Annotated in this window: 10 protein-coding genes; 8 read left to right on the forward strand and 2 right to left on the reverse strand. The window is 54.7% G+C overall.

Annotation, left to right across the window (positions count from 1 at the left end; genetic code table 11):
* Positions 1–218 precede the first annotated feature (218 nt).
* On the reverse strand, positions 219–1835 hold the full coding sequence (gene cimA, locus AC3Y2E_RS16680; RefSeq protein WP_379212252.1) for a citramalate synthase: 1617 nt from the start codon (positions 1833–1835) through the stop codon (positions 219–221).
* A 294-nt stretch (positions 1836–2129) separates the two neighbouring features.
* On the opposite strand from cimA, the gene AC3Y2E_RS16685 reads away from it, so the two are divergent.
* The 8 genes from AC3Y2E_RS16685 to AC3Y2E_RS16720 all read left to right on the forward strand — a co-directional run bounded on the left by AC3Y2E_RS16685 (position 2130) and on the right by AC3Y2E_RS16720 (position 14541).
* Complete coding sequence (locus AC3Y2E_RS16685) at positions 2130–3425, forward strand: DNA polymerase IV (protein ID WP_379212254.1); 1296 nt, start codon at positions 2130–2132, stop codon at positions 3423–3425.
* Complete coding sequence (mobB, locus tag AC3Y2E_RS16690; protein WP_379212257.1) at positions 3422–3949, forward strand: molybdopterin-guanine dinucleotide biosynthesis protein B; 528 nt, start codon at positions 3422–3424, stop codon at positions 3947–3949. The genes AC3Y2E_RS16685 and mobB overlap by 4 nt, the downstream gene beginning before the upstream one ends.
* Positions 3950–4061: 112 nt before the next feature.
* On the forward strand, positions 4062–4298 hold the full coding sequence (locus AC3Y2E_RS16695; RefSeq protein ID WP_332070206.1) for a ferredoxin: 237 nt from the start codon (positions 4062–4064) through the stop codon (positions 4296–4298).
* Positions 4299–5223: 925 nt separating this feature from the next.
* The gene (locus tag AC3Y2E_RS16700; protein WP_379212259.1) at positions 5224–7074 is read left to right on the forward strand and encodes a CHASE2 domain-containing protein; all 1851 of its coding nucleotides are present in this window, start codon (positions 5224–5226) and stop codon (positions 7072–7074) included.
* Positions 7075–7204: 130 nt separating this feature from the next.
* Positions 7205–9673 (forward strand): FecR domain-containing protein, encoded by a 2469-nt coding sequence (locus AC3Y2E_RS16705; protein ID WP_379212261.1) that lies wholly within the window; start codon positions 7205–7207, stop codon positions 9671–9673.
* A gap of 1 nt (position 9674) precedes the next feature.
* Entirely contained in the window at positions 9675–11237 is a 1563-nt protein-coding gene (locus AC3Y2E_RS16710; protein WP_379212263.1) for a hypothetical protein, read from the forward strand.
* An 18-nt stretch (positions 11238–11255) separates the two neighbouring features.
* A complete protein-coding gene (locus AC3Y2E_RS16715; protein WP_379212265.1) occupies positions 11256–12860 on the forward strand; it encodes a stalk domain-containing protein in 1605 nt (534 codons plus the stop codon).
* A 196-nt stretch (positions 12861–13056) separates the two neighbouring features.
* Positions 13057–14541 (forward strand): L,D-transpeptidase, encoded by a 1485-nt coding sequence (locus tag AC3Y2E_RS16720; protein WP_379212267.1) that lies wholly within the window; start codon positions 13057–13059, stop codon positions 14539–14541.
* 9 nt (positions 14542–14550) lie between these two features.
* Here AC3Y2E_RS16720 and AC3Y2E_RS16725 read toward each other — a convergent pair whose 3' ends face one another.
* Positions 14551–15438, reverse strand: coding sequence for a LysR family transcriptional regulator (locus tag AC3Y2E_RS16725; protein ID WP_379212269.1), 888 nt, complete (start codon positions 15436–15438; stop codon positions 14551–14553).
* Between the last annotated feature and the right edge of the window lie 145 nt (positions 15439–15583).

The following is a 15583-nucleotide window of genomic DNA, read 5'->3' on the forward strand; positions in this document are numbered from 1 at the left end:
TGGTTTGAGGAAATGGGTCTATGCAGTCTTCTTGAGCTTTACAATGAACATCACCCCCAAAGGGGATAATCTTGGAGGAGCCGGATGCGATGACCCGCACGTCCGGATCTGTGAGAGGCCCATGCAACTGTGCATGGGCCTACTCGATTATAAAGATAACGCGCGTATCGTCTGATTGTTCCTGCTTATGCCAGTTCCGTTTCCCGTTTCCGGAGGCGTCAGTGATTGACAAGTCCCAGCTGTGCTTGCCGGTTCGCCTGCGGTTCAATCCGGGTTTTGCCGATCAGCGCATAGCGGATACTGTCCAGCAGCGCTTCCCAGCTTGCTTCGATAATGTTCTCGGATACGCCTACTGTACTCCATGTATTGTTGATGTCGGTCGATTCGATCAATACGCGAACCTTCGCCGCGGTAGCGTCTTTTTCATTAATGACGCGGACTTTGTAGTCGGACAGATGCATGTCGCGAATATCGGGATAAAATTGGACGAGCGCTTTGCGAAGGGCGTTATCCAGAGCGTTTACCGGTCCGTTGCCTTCGGCCGCCGTATATACCGTCTCCCCGTGAACTTTCATCTTCACGATCGCTTCCGATACGACCGAGTCTCCCGGCGATTTGGCGACGATCAGCTTGAACGACTCCATCGTGAAAATATCTTCGATATCGCCGAACGCTCGGCGCAGCAACAGCTCCAGCGAAGCGTCCGCTCCTTCGAACTGGTAGCCTTGATGCTCCAGCTCCTTGATTTTCTCGATAATTTGCTTCGTTTGATTCGTCTCGTTGCTCATATCGAGATTGAGCTCTTGCGCCTTGACCAGCAGATTGCTCTGTCCGGCGAGCTCCGATACGAGCACGCGCTGCTTGTTGCCGACCAGCTCGGGCACGATATGCTCGTACGTTTTGGCGTGTCGCATAATCGCCGAGACGTGAATGCCTCCCTTATGGGCAAAAGCGGCTGAGCCGACGAACGGCTGATTGACCGCCATGTTGACATTTGCGATCTCGCTGACGTATCTGGCGACCGAGGTCAGGCTCTGCAGCTGCTGTTCGGATACGCAGTTGTAGTCGAGCTTGAGCTGCAGGTTCGGAATGACGGAGCATAGATTGGCATTGCCGCAGCGCTCGCCGAAGCCGTTGATCGTCCCTTGTACTTGGCGCGCGCCGGCCTGAACGGCGGCCAGACTGTTGGCGACCGCCAGCTCGCAATCGTTATGAGCGTGAATGCCGACCGGCGTTTTCAGCTTGCTGCATACCGTCTTGACGATATCCGACACTTCGCCGGGCAGGGAGCCGCCATTCGTATCGCACAGGACGACCCAGTCGGCGCCTGCCGCTTCCGCTTTCTGGATCGTGGCCAGCGCGTATTCCGGATTGTTCTTGAATCCGTCGAAGAAATGCTCCGCGTCATAAATCACTTCAAGTCCTTGACTCTTCAAATAACGGACCGAGTCGTAAATCATGTTCAAATTTTCTTCAAGCGACGTCTGAATCGCCGTATGGACGTGGAAATCCCACGATTTGCCGAAGATCGTCGCCACGCTGACACCGGATTCGACGAGACGGTTCAGATTCGGATCGGTTTCCGCCTTCGAGTCTTTCCGGCGGGTGCTGCCGAATGCCGTCACTTTGGCGTGGGTCAGGTTCAGCTCTTTGGAGCGGTGAAAAAATTCGATGTCTTTGCCGTTGCTGCCCGGCCATCCGCCTTCAATATAATGAACGCCCAGACGGTCGAGCTTTTGGGCGATTTTCAATTTGTCCTCGACGGAAAGGCTGATTCCTTCCCCTTGCGTTCCATCCCGTAAAGTCGTGTCAAAAATAATTACTGGGGTTGCCATGAACTTCCTCCTCCGCATTCTGAAGCATTAGCCGCGCTGCATTCCCTCCATTATAACATTTTGACCGAAATATTGAAGTAGTTTTGCAAAGTTGTCCGGTATTAGTCCTGTCTTTTTGGTATATTGTCACGAACGCGCGAAAAGCGGGCCCCGCTTGACCCGAAGCGCCGGCAAAGGTATGCTGGGATGGAACGCTGATTAGGGGGAACGCCCGATGAAATTCGCGAACGAGCCATACTTGCACGCTCCGGCGGAGCATAAGGCTTCGAGAATGGCAAACGGTACCGGTCCGTTATGAATCGAACGGCAACAGACGGCCATTATCCCAAAAACGGCAGAGTCATTCTGCATATCGATATGAACGCGTTTTACTGCTCGGTGCACGAGGCGGTGGAGCCGGACTTATATAAAGGAAAGCCTCTTGCCGTCGGCGGCAATATCGAGCTGCGCAAGGGCATTATCGTCACGTCCTCCTATGCGGCAAGAGCGAAAGGCGTCAAGACGGGGATGCACATCCGCCAAGCTTTGAAAGTGTGCCCGGACCTGATCGTGCTGCAGCCGGACTTCGATTTGTACCGCCAGTTTTCCCGCAAGTTTATGCAGATCGTCTACAATTACTCCCCTTTGGTGGAAGCGATGTCCATCGACGAATGTTATGTCGATATTACGGGCTCCAAGCAGTTCGGCACGCCGCTGCAGATCGCCGGAATTATTCAGACGCGAATCCGCGACGAGCTTCGTCTGCCGTGCTCCATCGGAGTCGCCCCGAACAAGCTGCTGGCGAAGATGGCTTCCGATATGAAGAAGCCGAACGGCATAACCGTGCTTCGCAAGCGCGACGTCGAGCGGCTGCTGTGGGACAAGCCGTGCTCGCACCTGTTCGGAATCGGCCACCGGATGGGAGACCGGCTGCGCAAGCTGAACTTGTACACGATCGGGGATGTGGCGAAAGCGGACGAATCGTTTCTGGTGAAGCATTTCGGCGTAAACGGATTGTGGCTGAAGCAGGCGGCGAACGGTATCGACGAATCGCCGGTCAATCCGGAGCGGGAGCAAAGCAAATCGATCGGGCATACGACGACGCTGCCCAAAAATTTGACGGAGGCGTCGGATATTTCCCGCGTCTTCCTAAACTTGTCGGATCAGGTGGCGAGAAGGCTGAGGAGGCAAAAGCTGCTCGCAAGCACGATCCAGATTACGATCCGCGACCCGGATATGAAGACGATTACGCGCTCCCATACCATCTCCGTGCCAACGGAAAATGCGGATGAAATTCACCGGTTGTCGGTCAAGCTGTTCCAGGAGCATTGGGGGTACGGAAAGCCGGTCCGCTTGCTCGGGGTAACGCTTCAGAGCTTGCAGCCGAAAAATACGGCGGCGATCCAGCTGGATCTGTTCGAGTACGAGCAACCTCCGAAGAAAGAACAGCTCAACGCCACGATGGACCGCATCCGCGACAAATACGGCGAAGACGCGATCCTTACCGCCGGTATGGTCGGCACCGATCCGTCGACATGGATCCGCAATCATAAGAGGAGAGGCACTTCGCTGCAGATGGACCATCTTCGTGAGAGGGGGCTGGACGAATGAAGGGAAGAAAGCCGCATATAATCGGATTCGCCGGCTACTCCGGAAGCGGGAAGACGACGCTTGCCGTTCAGGTCGTCGAAAGAGTCAGCCGGCACGGACTGAAGGTGGCCGTCGTCAAGCACGACGGCCACGGCCATTACCGGGAAGCGGAAGGGACCGATTCCGCCCGTTATGCGGCGACTGGCGCCGAAGCGGTAATCGTTGCCGGCCCCGGCTACACGTACAAGTACGAGAAAACCGGCGGGGGAGCGGGCCTTCGCGATGCGCTCGCAGGACTGGACGGCTTCGACTTGATCGTCGTGGAGGGGTTCAAGAAGGAGCCGATCCCCAAGCTCGTCCTGATGCGGACGGAGGAGCAGGTACGAGACGGGAGTCTGATCGACGACCATACGGTGGCGCTCGTCCTTAAGAAGAGCGGGGATGGAACGTATCGGGCGGCGGGAGAGCGGAATATTCCGGTCCTGGACATCGACGACCCGGACGGGGTCGCCTCGTTTGTTTTGCGCCGTTTTTCGTATATTTAAAGACGTGAAAGCGTAGCCTATATAAAGGTTGGCAAGCCTCAAAAGGTTTGAACTTTATATAGTTTTGTATTATAGTGGACAGTAGAGGTTACTATTTGAGGAGGAATTATTCATGGCTAAGTACACATGGGTAGAAAAAGATACATGCATTGCATGCGGCGCATGCGGCGCAACTGCCCCTGACATTTACGACTACGACGATGAAGGGCTTGCGGAAGTTATTTTCGAAGACGACAACAACCGCGGCATTACGGAAATTCCGGACGATCTGTACGACGATCTGCAAGATGCCTCCGACGGCTGCCCGACCGATTCGATCAAAATCGCCGATACTCCGTTTAATAAATAAGCTGTGCGAGCGAAGTCTTCCCGTTTAGGGAAGGCTTTTTTTGAACGTTAAAGAATATTTTAGTTTACTAAAGCATTAAAGCGGTAAATCAAAACATACTTTACCAAGAAAGCCTCCACTTACGCAGGGTCATTCATCGTGGCAAGGCTTCTTTTAGAAGTTTTTCTTAATATGACATACTGGCGACCGTTCATCATGGAAGCTCGGTCACGTGTGCCCGCTTATGAGCAAGGGGAACCGATTAAGAGCGGTTTGCACCCTCTATTTTGTCCGAAAACCCGCCTGGGCACGGAATAAGAGTGGTTTGCGAGACTGTCGATTCATTGTGTAGAAGTGATAGCAGGCCGTTCCAAGTGAAAAGTTACCTTCTTCTGCTCAGACAGGTTGTCCGGAATCCCTAGATTGAATAAGGATTGTAAGGTAGGGGATTCCAGACAAAACTCGCCAGAAGGTAATCTTTTCCCTTTCCACTTGGTTGTCCACATTGAATCGACAGCCTCGTTTGAAGCTTCTATTATCCGCGAAAAGGGTGCAGATGTGGCCAGCAGGTTGAAATAAGGGGTACATATCGCCTTTATCCGTCTCTGTTTTCCCAACAGGCCGAGAATAGAGGGGGCCAGAGACTCTTATTATGTGAGTTAGAGTGAAACCACGGTAAACCGCCGTTTTACGCACGAAGTTTGTCATGAAAAAACGTTTCTGAAGAGACGCGAAAGCAGGCATTTTTTCAATGTTCTTAAAGAAAATTTAAACTGGATATCGTATACTGGCCAAGGAGCAGACCGGAATTGTTAATTTTCACACCAATTGTAAATCTGTCGTTGCTATAAGTCGATACGCGGAATACAATAGGCATATGGGAGGGGCGCGATGCGTCTATTTTCCTATTACGACAGATCGTACGGAGAGGTTCGGGGAGGAGCCGATGAATAAGAGAAACTGGAAAACAACGGTCGTCGCGGCATTGGTTGTTTTTTTATTTGCCGTCTTCACGTATACGACCGGAACCGGCGGAACGTTCCACTATATCGAGAATCCGCTGCGCGACGCGCTTGGCGCCAAAAACGTATGGCAGCGAACGCCGGATACGAGAATTAAAATCTTGAAAATCGATTCCAAATCGCTGGATGCGATCGGTCAGTTTCCATGGGACCGTTCCGTATACGCAGCCGTCATCGAAAAGCTGGAGCAAGGCAAAGTAAAAGCGATCGGGCTTGACGTCACGTTCCCGGAGCCGAGCAAGGACCCGCAGCAGGACCAGGCTTTGGCGGAGGTCATGCGCAAATACGACAACGTGGTGCTTCCCGTTAATTTCAACTTTCCCGCCAAACAGCAATCCAGCAATCTGCTGGAGTATGACCGGATTGAAGTTCCCGCACCGGCCATTCAGGCTCCGAAAAGTCAACTGGCGCACATTAACGTGTTCCCCGACAATGACGACCGCGTCCGCAGGCTGATCGTAGGGCTGCCGGAGAAGTCGGGGGAGATGATCGAGGCGTTCAGCGTCAAGCTGGCTAATTACGCTCTTGGCGATACCGAGAAAGTACGCTGGGATGCGGAGCAGCGCAAATGGTACCGCGGCAGCTCGTCAATTCCCGTTAACTCAAGAAACCAGGTGATCACGCAGTTTTACAGCGAGCCGCGGCAAGAGAAAGATTTGAGCACGGGTTACGATTCGTTCTCGTTCAGCGACGTGCTTAGCGGCAAAATCGACGCGAACATGTTCGAAAACGACATCGTATTGATCGGACCTTACACGACTGCTCTTCAGGACGAATATATGACGCCGATGAGCCGGGCGATCAAAATGTTCGGGGTCGAAATTCATGCCAATATGGTGCAGTCGATACTGGATAACCGGTTCTGGAACGAAGCCGGCAAGCCGGCCGGTACCGCCATTCTTGCTCTGGTCGTGCTGCTCTCCGCCTTTTTGTTCGGAACGTTCAGAGGCAGAGCCGCCCTATTCTGGTTTATCGGACTTTCAGTCTTCTACATAGGAGCGTTCATTGCCGCCAATGAAGCGTTTCGCACTTACTTGCCGATCTTTTATCCGCTGCTGGCGATCATTCTGATGTACGTCTGGTCGATCGTCGACCATTATTTGGCGGAGCGCCGGGAGCGCGGGCGTGTGACGGGCATCTTCGGACGGTTCGTGCCGAAGGCGGTCGTCGACCAGATGCTCGCTTCGGGCAACGAGGTGAAGCTCGGCGGAGAGCGGATGGACATATCGCTCGTATTCGTAGATATCCGCGGGTTCACGACACTGTCCGAGAAGCTGGAGCCCGAACAGGTCATTCAGTTTTTGAATGAATATTTGGACGTGTGCACGAAGGCCGTATTTAAATACAACGGGACGCTCGACAAATTTATCGGCGACGGCGTGATGGCGATGTTCGGGGCGCCGGTCAAGTACGATAACCATGCGGAAATGGCGGTAAGAGCCGCGCTCGAGATGAAAAAGCAGACGGCCAGTCTCGAAGAGCGGCTTATGCAGAAACTGGGCTTTACCGTCCGGTTCGGCATCGGCATTAACTGCGGCCCTGCGATCGTGGGCAATATCGGTTCGGAGGAGCTGCGTCTCGACTATACGGCGATCGGGGACACCGTCAATCTGGCGGCCCGGCTCGAATCCAACGCCAAGCCCGGACAAATTTTGATCAGCGAGGCCATGTACGAGCGGGTTAAAGAGTTGTTCGAGATCGAAAGTATGGGCGAAATCAAGGTGAAGGGCAAGGAGCTCCCGGTAAACATTTATCAGGTGCACGCAGAGAAGTAAGGACTGAACGGTATCCAATCATGCGAAAGAATTGATAAAATAAACGTACAACTTCGTTTTGCGCTGCCGAATCCGGCGGAACAGGAAACTAAAAGAGGAGATCTTACCAAGGAAGAGGAGAAATGGGAGAATGAAAAGCAGATCCGTATTGTCTGTGATGTTGTGCCTGACACTGTTGATCAGTCTGCTGACGGGCCCGCTAGCCGGTATCGCGAATGCCAAGGAGAGCCGTGCGGCGATCGTGGTCAGCGTTCAGGGCACCGTCATGGTAACGAAAGCGGGCGGATCGTCCCCCTTTAGGGCTGTCGAGGAGATGAGCTTGAATCAGGGAGACCATATCCGGACGGAGGAAGGCTCCCGTATCGTCTTGCGTGTGGCGGACGGGGAGGACGAAGTAACGATCGGCGAGAACACGGAGATGTACATATCGTCTCTCGTCGAAGCCGACGAGGGAGGCAAGAAGTCCAAGCTGAAAATGTGGGCCGGCTCGTTATGGTTCAAAGTGAAAAAGCTGGTGAACGCCGACGATGAATTCGAGGTGGAAACACCGACCGCCGTTATGGGCGTTCGCGGCTCGAACGGTTATATTGAAGCGAGATACGGGCAGCTTTTTGCCTTGATGACGTCCGGTGTGCTGGAGACGAGAGGGACAAGCGGAGCCCGAACGGGAGAGCCCGCGCTGGTATACCCGGGTCAGCAGATCATCCAATTGCCGGGAACGCCTGACGTCGGGGCGGATCATGTAACTCCGCTGGATGTGCAGTCGTTTGTTAACGAGGCTACGCCGGAAGTGATCAACGCTTTATTAAAGTCGATTCAGCAAATACGCGAAGAGAACGATCAATTTATCCGCGATATTGCGGGCGGCGCCAAGGAAATCGATCCGAGCACCGGCTTGGAGCTCTCATCCGAGGACGCCTTGCGTAAATTCGGCGAGAACTTGAAAAATTTGCTCGCAAACGTAGCCAAGGGCGCGATCGATACGAAGAAGCTGTCGGAAAGCAGCGTGCAGGAACTGATCGATAAAGCGAACGAGAAATACAGACACGACCCGATTGACCTTGGCAACATCAAGCCGTTTGATCCGTCGGTCGGACTTGATCCGAACGTACAAAAGGCCAAGCTGGATCGATTGAAGGAGCTTCAACAGCAGCGGGAACGAATGAAGCAGCAGGAAAAGCAGCTGGAAGAAGTCAAAAAACAGCAGCATACGGCGTTGGTCGAACGGCTGGAAGCGGAGCGCAAACGTCTGGAGGAAGCGAACCGGAAAGCGCAGGAGGAGCGCGAGCGGCTAGCCCGTGAGCAGTATGAGCGGCAGTTGGAGATGGAGGAACGTACGCGCTTCCTGGAAGACCAGCGGAAACATCAGGAGGAGCTTCGTAAGCAGGAGGGCACTACGCCTTCACGGCCGAATCCGGGAACGCCTTCGCCAGGCGGCACGGGCGGCAGCGGGGGAAGCGACAGCGGCGGAGATCCGGGCAGTACGCCGGACACGACGCCGCCGACCGGCACGGTAAAGATCAATAACAGCAGCGAATCCGCGCCGACGACAACGCTGCCTGCGGTCACCTTGTATATCGCAGCGTCTTCGGATACGGCGAAGGTGATGGTGTCGGAAGCGTTAGACTTCGCCGGAGCGTCGTGGATTCCGTTCCAGAAGTCGTCCGAAGGGGATTTCATGGCGCTAAGCCATCAATTATCGAGCGGATACGGTCTCAAGACGGTATATGTGAAGCTGCAGGATACGGCGGGCAATGTGTCGGCTCCGGTATCGGCTTCGATCGAATACGTAGACACGACGCCGCCGACCGGCACGGTAAAGATCAACAACAGCAGCGAATCCGCGCCGACGACAACGCTGCCTGCGGTCACCCTGTATATCACAGCGTCTTCGGATACGGCGAATGTGATGGTGTCGGAAGCGTTAGACTTCGCCGGAGCGTCGTGGATTCCGTTCCAGAAATCGTCCGAAGCGGATTTCATGGCGCTAAGCCACCAATTATCGAGCGGATACGGTCTCAAGACAGTATATGTGAAGCTGCAGGATACGGCGGGCAATGTGTCGGCTCCGGTATCGGCTTCGATCGAATACAAGGTTCAGCCGTCGGTTTCTCTCCGGACGGACAAATCGGCACAAGAGATGATGGAGCTGCAAGGTTGGGATTCGTTCCAGCTCGACATCGTTTTGAACAACTTTGCGGCAAACGATGCATTTTATGCAGTCGAGGTTGAGCTTACGTACGGCAGCGAGTTGTATGCCAATCCGTATGGCTACACGGACAGCGGTGACGATTACATTTTCGATCCGGATACGAGCGTAAGTACGGCAGGGCAGCAAAGAAACGGAAATCAGCCTACCGTTTTGACGTATGTAGCGACAAAATTTTCGACGACGGACAATTTGCCTCCGATCAGTTCGGAGAAAAAGCTTGTAACGCTGTCGTTCACTGCGATTAATGACAGTCAGATCGCCAAGCAGGGAACGATTCAAATTACCAAAGTAACCGTGGTTAACGCAAACGGCGATGAGATCGCGGGCATCAGCTTTACCGCCAATCCGATCTTGTATCAGGTTGCGGGTCATGCGGGAGGAAATTAAAATGAACCGAACTAACTTCAAGAGAAAGATTGCCGTCGTTCTGGTATGGATGCTGGCAGTGGGCTGCATCGGCTTGTCCGGTATGTTCCAGGCAGGCACGGCGGCTGCGCAGTCGGTCGGGGTAACTCTTGCTCCCCCTGTCGCTTGCGAAGAACCAGCCGTGCAGCAAACGGTCTATGTATCCGTCTATAATAAAAGCTCCGGTCAGACGTTGTGCTACCAGTCGAGCCTTTTCCAATTTACAGGCAGCGTCGGCGACCAGATGGAAGTCACCGTGCATATGCCCGAATTCGGGCAAAACGCTTTGATAGAATACCAGTATAATTACGAGCCGTATCCAAGCTATGAATATATGCAATCCCTCAGCCATAAGCTGTCCGGGAGTTTCATCATCTCGCAAGGAACGAATACCCTGCAGATCGGGGTCAGAACGAGCAGCAGCTACGGACCGGCGGTATATGCGAAGCCTAGCGGCACGCTGGCATACAGCCGCCATACGGATTCGAACGGAGTGCTGAAGCTGAATCCGGACGGGCAATCTTCACAATCCGGCAGCTATGACTTATTCATCGATTATTTCGGTTATGCGGAATGGGGAGTCCAACTGGTCGACTCCAGCGGACAGCCGTTATCCGGCGTCTCGGCCGTATCTCTGAACAACGACGGCCGCCACTCCTTTCCCCAAGTTCCGGTTCCGGCAGACGGACAAATTTATGCTGTATATACGCCCCCGGGGGGTCAAGGGAGCGGACGGATCGAGTCCGTTCTGATCGGTCATCTGCCGGATTCGAGCCAAGTCGTTAAGGTTGTACTCGATCCGGAGGGGCAGGCGGATGTTACGCTCGATCAGGTAGTCCGGACGGATGCGATGTTGAACCTGCTTGCGCGGTTTGGCAATCATCTGTACCTGCTGGATAATGAACCCGCCCCTCCGTGGGTTCACAAAGAAATTGTATTGGAAGCGACTCGAAATAGTCCGAACAACCCGACATCAGGCGGAGTCAAGCATTTGTTAACGGTTATATATACGGCGCCTGTGGAACAGAGTCCTTATGAGAACTCTCATTACATTCCGATTAATACGGATTATTGGAGAACGGTGACGCTTGTCCATGCGAACCCTGCCATGCCGGGCGGCGTTCTTTCGAACGTCAGAGTGTATTTGAATCTGGATGACTACCCTTCATTTAATCCGATGTATACGTATACCGACAGTCAGGGAAAAGCGACTTTTTACGATTTTGACAGTTATTCGGTAGAGCTCCCTTATACGTATAATCTGGCTTCGGAAGACGGAGGCAACGGGCACAAGCCTGCGCTTATTCAGATCGGTCCCGACTTCTGGAACAACGATACCGGCGAGACGCAGCTCAAAGTAACCGCTTTGAAGCGGCCGGGCAGCAACGATCCGAATTCGGAGTTCCAACTGAAGGATCTGGTCTGGTTCGCGCAAAACTTCCAGTCCCCCGAATACTTCTACGATATGAACCAGGATGGGGATGTAACCAAGGAAGATTTGAATATTTTGCTCAGAATTCTTGCACCAACTTTACTATTCGATTAACGGACAAAGGAGAGACCCATGAAAAAAAAGGATAAACTGCTCATCGCTCCGTTGCTGGCCGCTTCTTTGTTCCTTGGAGGCACGGCGGCGTCCGGCGCCGGCATCGGTTTGGCCGTAACCGGCGGGGAAGGACAACCGCTCTCTCAAGTTACAACGGTCGCGGGCAGAGGCGACTTGGGCGAAGCGAACGGCAAAGCTGCAGATTCCACGTTCCGGGCGCCATGGAGTCTGCTGGCGCTTCCGGACGGTTCGGTGCTGGTGGCGGATGCGCGCAGCCACTTGATCCGCAAGCTGGCCGCCTCGGAAGTTTCGACTTACGCGGGGATTACGATCGGCAAAGACGACTATTCCTACCCGATCGGCGGGATGATCGACGGCACGGCAGCCGCTGCGGTATTCCAGCAGCCGAAAGGACTCGCGGCCGATCAAGCCGGCAACGTGTATGTGGCGGATACGGAAAACCATGCGATCCGCAAAATCGGCAAGGACGGCGAGGTGACGACGCTGGCCGGCAGCGGGGTTCTCGGCAGCAAGGACGGGAGAGGGAAGGAAGCTGCCTTTCATACGCCTCAGGACGTAGCGGTGGCGGCTGACGGAACGGTATATGCAGCCGATACGTTGAATCATACGATCCGCAAAATAACCGCAGACGGAACCGTGACGACGTTAAATGCGTTATCGGAGCGTGCCGTGGAAGTGACGCCGGGTCAGCTCGTTCCGGCCGGGGATTATGCGGACGGCCCCTTGAAGTCGGCGAAGTTCAACGAGCCGGCGGGGCTTGCGCTTGACGCGAAAGGCAATCTGTACGTGAGCGATTCCGGCAATCAGGTGATTCGTTATATCGATTTTAGCACCGGCACCGTTACAACGGTGGCAGGCGACAGCAAGACGGCTTACGGGAAAAACCAGATGTATGCAGCCGGCGATTTCGCCGACGGGGAAGCGGGAGCAGCCCGGTTTAATTTCCCGAAAGGAATCGCGGTTACGGCGGACGGAGGTTTGCTTATTGCGGATGCGCTGAACCATTCGGTCCGTTACTTCAAGGACGGCGTCGTCCGCACAGTAGCCGGACAAAAGGATAACATCGGCGGCAACCGGGACGGAACGGAACGGTATGCCGGCTTCCATCACCCTGCCGATGTGGCGGTGCAGAATGACGGTACCATTCTCGTAGCGGACGCCTATAACAACAAAATCAGAAAAATCACGTTTTATGATCTGCCGGCAGGCATTGCTTCGGACGGCACGATTAAAGTCGTATACGGGGGAAGCCCAATCCGCTTCGACGCGCTGCCAGAGCTGAGCAACGGACGTACGATGGTCCCTGTCCGGGCCATTACGGAAGCGCTTGGCTTTCAAGTTACGTTTAATGTGGATGAGTCGACCGGGGAGAGAACCGTCGATTTGAGCAAGGACGGGGTTACGATCCGCCTGACGATCGGCCAGGAAGAGCTGAAGCGGATCGCCCAAGACGCGACCGTAACTCGTTTGCAGATGGACGTTGCGCCTTATATCCAGTCGGATCTTACGTACGTGCCGGTCCGGTTTTTCGCCGAAGGTCTCGGGTTAAACGTCGAGTGGCACGAAGCGACAAGCACTGTTATTTTGCGGGATAACCGGTAGAAATCAGAATACGTCCTTATCATAGGAGGAAGCCGTCGATTCGACAGGCTTCTTCTTTTTTTGTGCGCAAAACGGACCCGTGGACCCATTTTTGCCCGCTGTCTTCAAAACGTTGAAAGTCCGGCCGATATACAAAGATATACAGAAGGCAGAACAGGGGCGTATCGCGTTACTTCCTGATGGAAGGAGGGGCAGCATGGATCCGAACAATGAAGATCCGCAATATTTAAAAAACTATATTAAAGAACATCCGACCAATAAAATGGCGTGGTATTTGTTAGGGCGCCAGTATGCCGCCAAGGGAGAGGAAGGGAAAGCGAACTACTGCTTCGCCCAGGCTGGCGAGGTGTACCGTGCGTTTGAGAACAGCGCCGTTTTTACGAATCCACTCGAAGACGAAGAACCGGAGGAGGAGACGGCAGACCGGACGGAGCAGACCGTCACCGGCAGGCCGGGGCGCTGGCGTAAAATCGCCGTTGTGTTCCTGCTGCTGCTCGGAAGCCACATTCCGTTTCAGGACGACCGGTTCGAACGGTCTGAGGCGGAAGCGGCGGCAGTCGACCGGCTCGGACAGGATGCACAAAACCCGGCTGTGGAAACGGGCGGCAGTGCCGAATCCGCCGCAGGCGGGAAGTTCGGCGTGGTGTATACCCGGCCTGGCGGCGGTTCCGGTTCCGGATCATCACGGACGAACCAGATCGCGGATATGCTGAACCGGCTTTACTCCAGATCGCAGGAGAAAGCCGAATCGCTGCTGCTCGCCGATCCGACGTGGAGCGGGGACGGCAGATGGCTGCTATGGACGGCGCCTGCGAAGCCGATCGTGACGGCACAGCGGCCGGACCATGCCGCTCCCGACGCCAAGCTTACTTATTACGATGCTGCGGCTTGCCAGTGCGAGCCTGCTGACGCTGCCGTGCCTTCGGCCCAATACGCGAAATGGCAAACCGACGAGCTGCAGAAGCTGATTGTCCGCTCCTCTGCGGCGGCCTATGAGCAGCGAAACGGAATGCCGCCGGAGCAGATCGAGCAGATGGCACAAAACTACCCGGATAATCTGATGACCGGTTATACCGCTGCGATGAAGAGAGAGTTCGAGGTATGGCTGGCGGAACGGAAAAACGGGCAGTCCGCCGCTTCCGGCGGCGAGCCGCAGCCGGGACAACCTTCCGGGACGGCGCCTGCCGCAGCGAATCCGGGGAACGGAGAACTGCTGCCGGCATCGGAAGCTTTGAAGGAGCCGCTGCGCATTATGGTCGATATTACGACACACCGTCTGGCGGTTGTGAGCGGCAATGTGCTGCTGCGCAGCTACCCCGTAGGCTTGGGAGGCGACCGCACGCCGGAAGGTGAATTTCATATCTCGGAGAAAGTGCGCAATCCGAACGGAAAAGACAACGGTACGTTCGGCAGCCGCGGCATGACGCTCTCCGATACGTTGTACGCGATACACGGCACGAACCAGCCTTCCAGCATTGGCCAAGACAAGTCGCTCGGGTGCATCCGCATGCTGAAGCCGGATGTGGAGGAGCTGTTCGATATGGTTCCGATCGGCACGAAAGTAACGATCGGGCGGGATCTGCCGCTGCCTAACGAGACGCTGCGTGCTGCGGAGCCGCTGAAGCTGCCTTCGGTATCGGACGAGACGAATCCGAACAAGGTATACAAATGGCTGGACTAACCGGCATTTCTAGGACGGCCATCCCGGGTATTGGAGCACATAATCACGGAATTTGACGGCAGAGGGAGTGAGATGCCGGGTCTCGCTCCAGGCTAAGCCGATCGTCCGACGGCACACGGGATCTGCAATCGGCAGGCGGGCGAGGTTCGTCATATCGATGCCCGACACGTGAGGCAGCAGCGTAATGCCGAGACCCGCTTTGACGAAGCCGAGGGCACTTACCGCTTCATCGCTCTCGAACGCGATGTCGGGTGCGATTCCCGCTTGTTCGAATGCGTCCTCGAATATAGTCCGCGTCCCGTAACCGCGCTTCAGGACGATAAACGTTTCTTCGGCCAGCTCGTGAAGCGAGACTTGCTCGCGGCCCGCCAGCTTGTGACCGGCCGGCACGACGACGTACATATCTTCCGTCCACAGCTGTGCCCATTCGATCCCGGGTCTTGTTTCTGTAATCGAAGACATGCAGAAATCAAGCTCACCCTGCTCCAACTGATCCAGCATTACACTTGTGGAGTTTTGGAACAGCTGAAAATGAATTTGGGGGTATAGCTGAAGAAAGGACCGTACCAGATTGGGGACGGAGCTAAAGCCGAGCGTCTTCAAAAAAGCGAGAGAGACCGTTCCGCGATCCGGGTCTTGCAGCTCTGCGATTTCCCGCTTGGCGTCGGTGATTTCCTGGAGCACGCGCGTCGTTCTCCGGTAGAACATATCGCCGTAACGATTCAGCTTCACCTGCCTTCCGATCCGGTCGAACAAAGGGACTCCCAGCTCCTGCTCCAGCTTGGCGATCGAGCGGCTTAAGGTCGGCTGCGAGACAGCCAGTTTCTCCGCTGCGCGCGTAAAATGCTCCTCTTGCGCCACGATTAGCAAATACTCCAGCTGCTGCCATTCCATCATTTCGTCTCCTTACATCACTTATTCTATTGATTACATAATAACATCGAATAGATAGAGATTATACATTGGACGTCATGTGCAATCCGGTGTTTAATGAGAAGTAGCGGGAATGAAGCTGGAAATTAAAGCAGGATTCGAAGGATGA

This window comes from Paenibacillus sp. MAH-35, from assembly GCF_058135425.1.

Coding starts and splice junctions, on each gene's coding strand:
- AC3Y2E_RS16715 (WP_379212265.1), top strand. CDS start 11,256: ATGAAAAAAAAGGATAAACTGCTCATCGCTCCGTTGCTGGCCGCTTCT.
- AC3Y2E_RS16685 (WP_379212254.1), top strand. CDS start 2,130: ATGAATCGAACGGCAACAGACGGCCATTATCCCAAAAACGGCAGAGTC.
- AC3Y2E_RS16705 (WP_379212261.1), top strand. CDS start 7,205: ATGAAAAGCAGATCCGTATTGTCTGTGATGTTGTGCCTGACACTGTTG.
- AC3Y2E_RS16695 (WP_332070206.1), top strand. CDS start 4,062: ATGGCTAAGTACACATGGGTAGAAAAAGATACATGCATTGCATGCGGC.
- AC3Y2E_RS16725 (WP_379212269.1), bottom strand. CDS start 15,438: ATGATGGAATGGCAGCAGCTGGAGTATTTGCTAATCGTGGCGCAAGAG.
- AC3Y2E_RS16700 (WP_379212259.1), top strand. CDS start 5,224: ATGAATAAGAGAAACTGGAAAACAACGGTCGTCGCGGCATTGGTTGTT.
- cimA (WP_379212252.1), bottom strand. CDS start 1,835: ATGGCAACCCCAGTAATTATTTTTGACACGACTTTACGGGATGGAACG.
- AC3Y2E_RS16710 (WP_379212263.1), top strand. CDS start 9,675: ATGAACCGAACTAACTTCAAGAGAAAGATTGCCGTCGTTCTGGTATGG.
- mobB (WP_379212257.1), top strand. CDS start 3,422: ATGAAGGGAAGAAAGCCGCATATAATCGGATTCGCCGGCTACTCCGGA.
- AC3Y2E_RS16720 (WP_379212267.1), top strand. CDS start 13,057: ATGGATCCGAACAATGAAGATCCGCAATATTTAAAAAACTATATTAAA.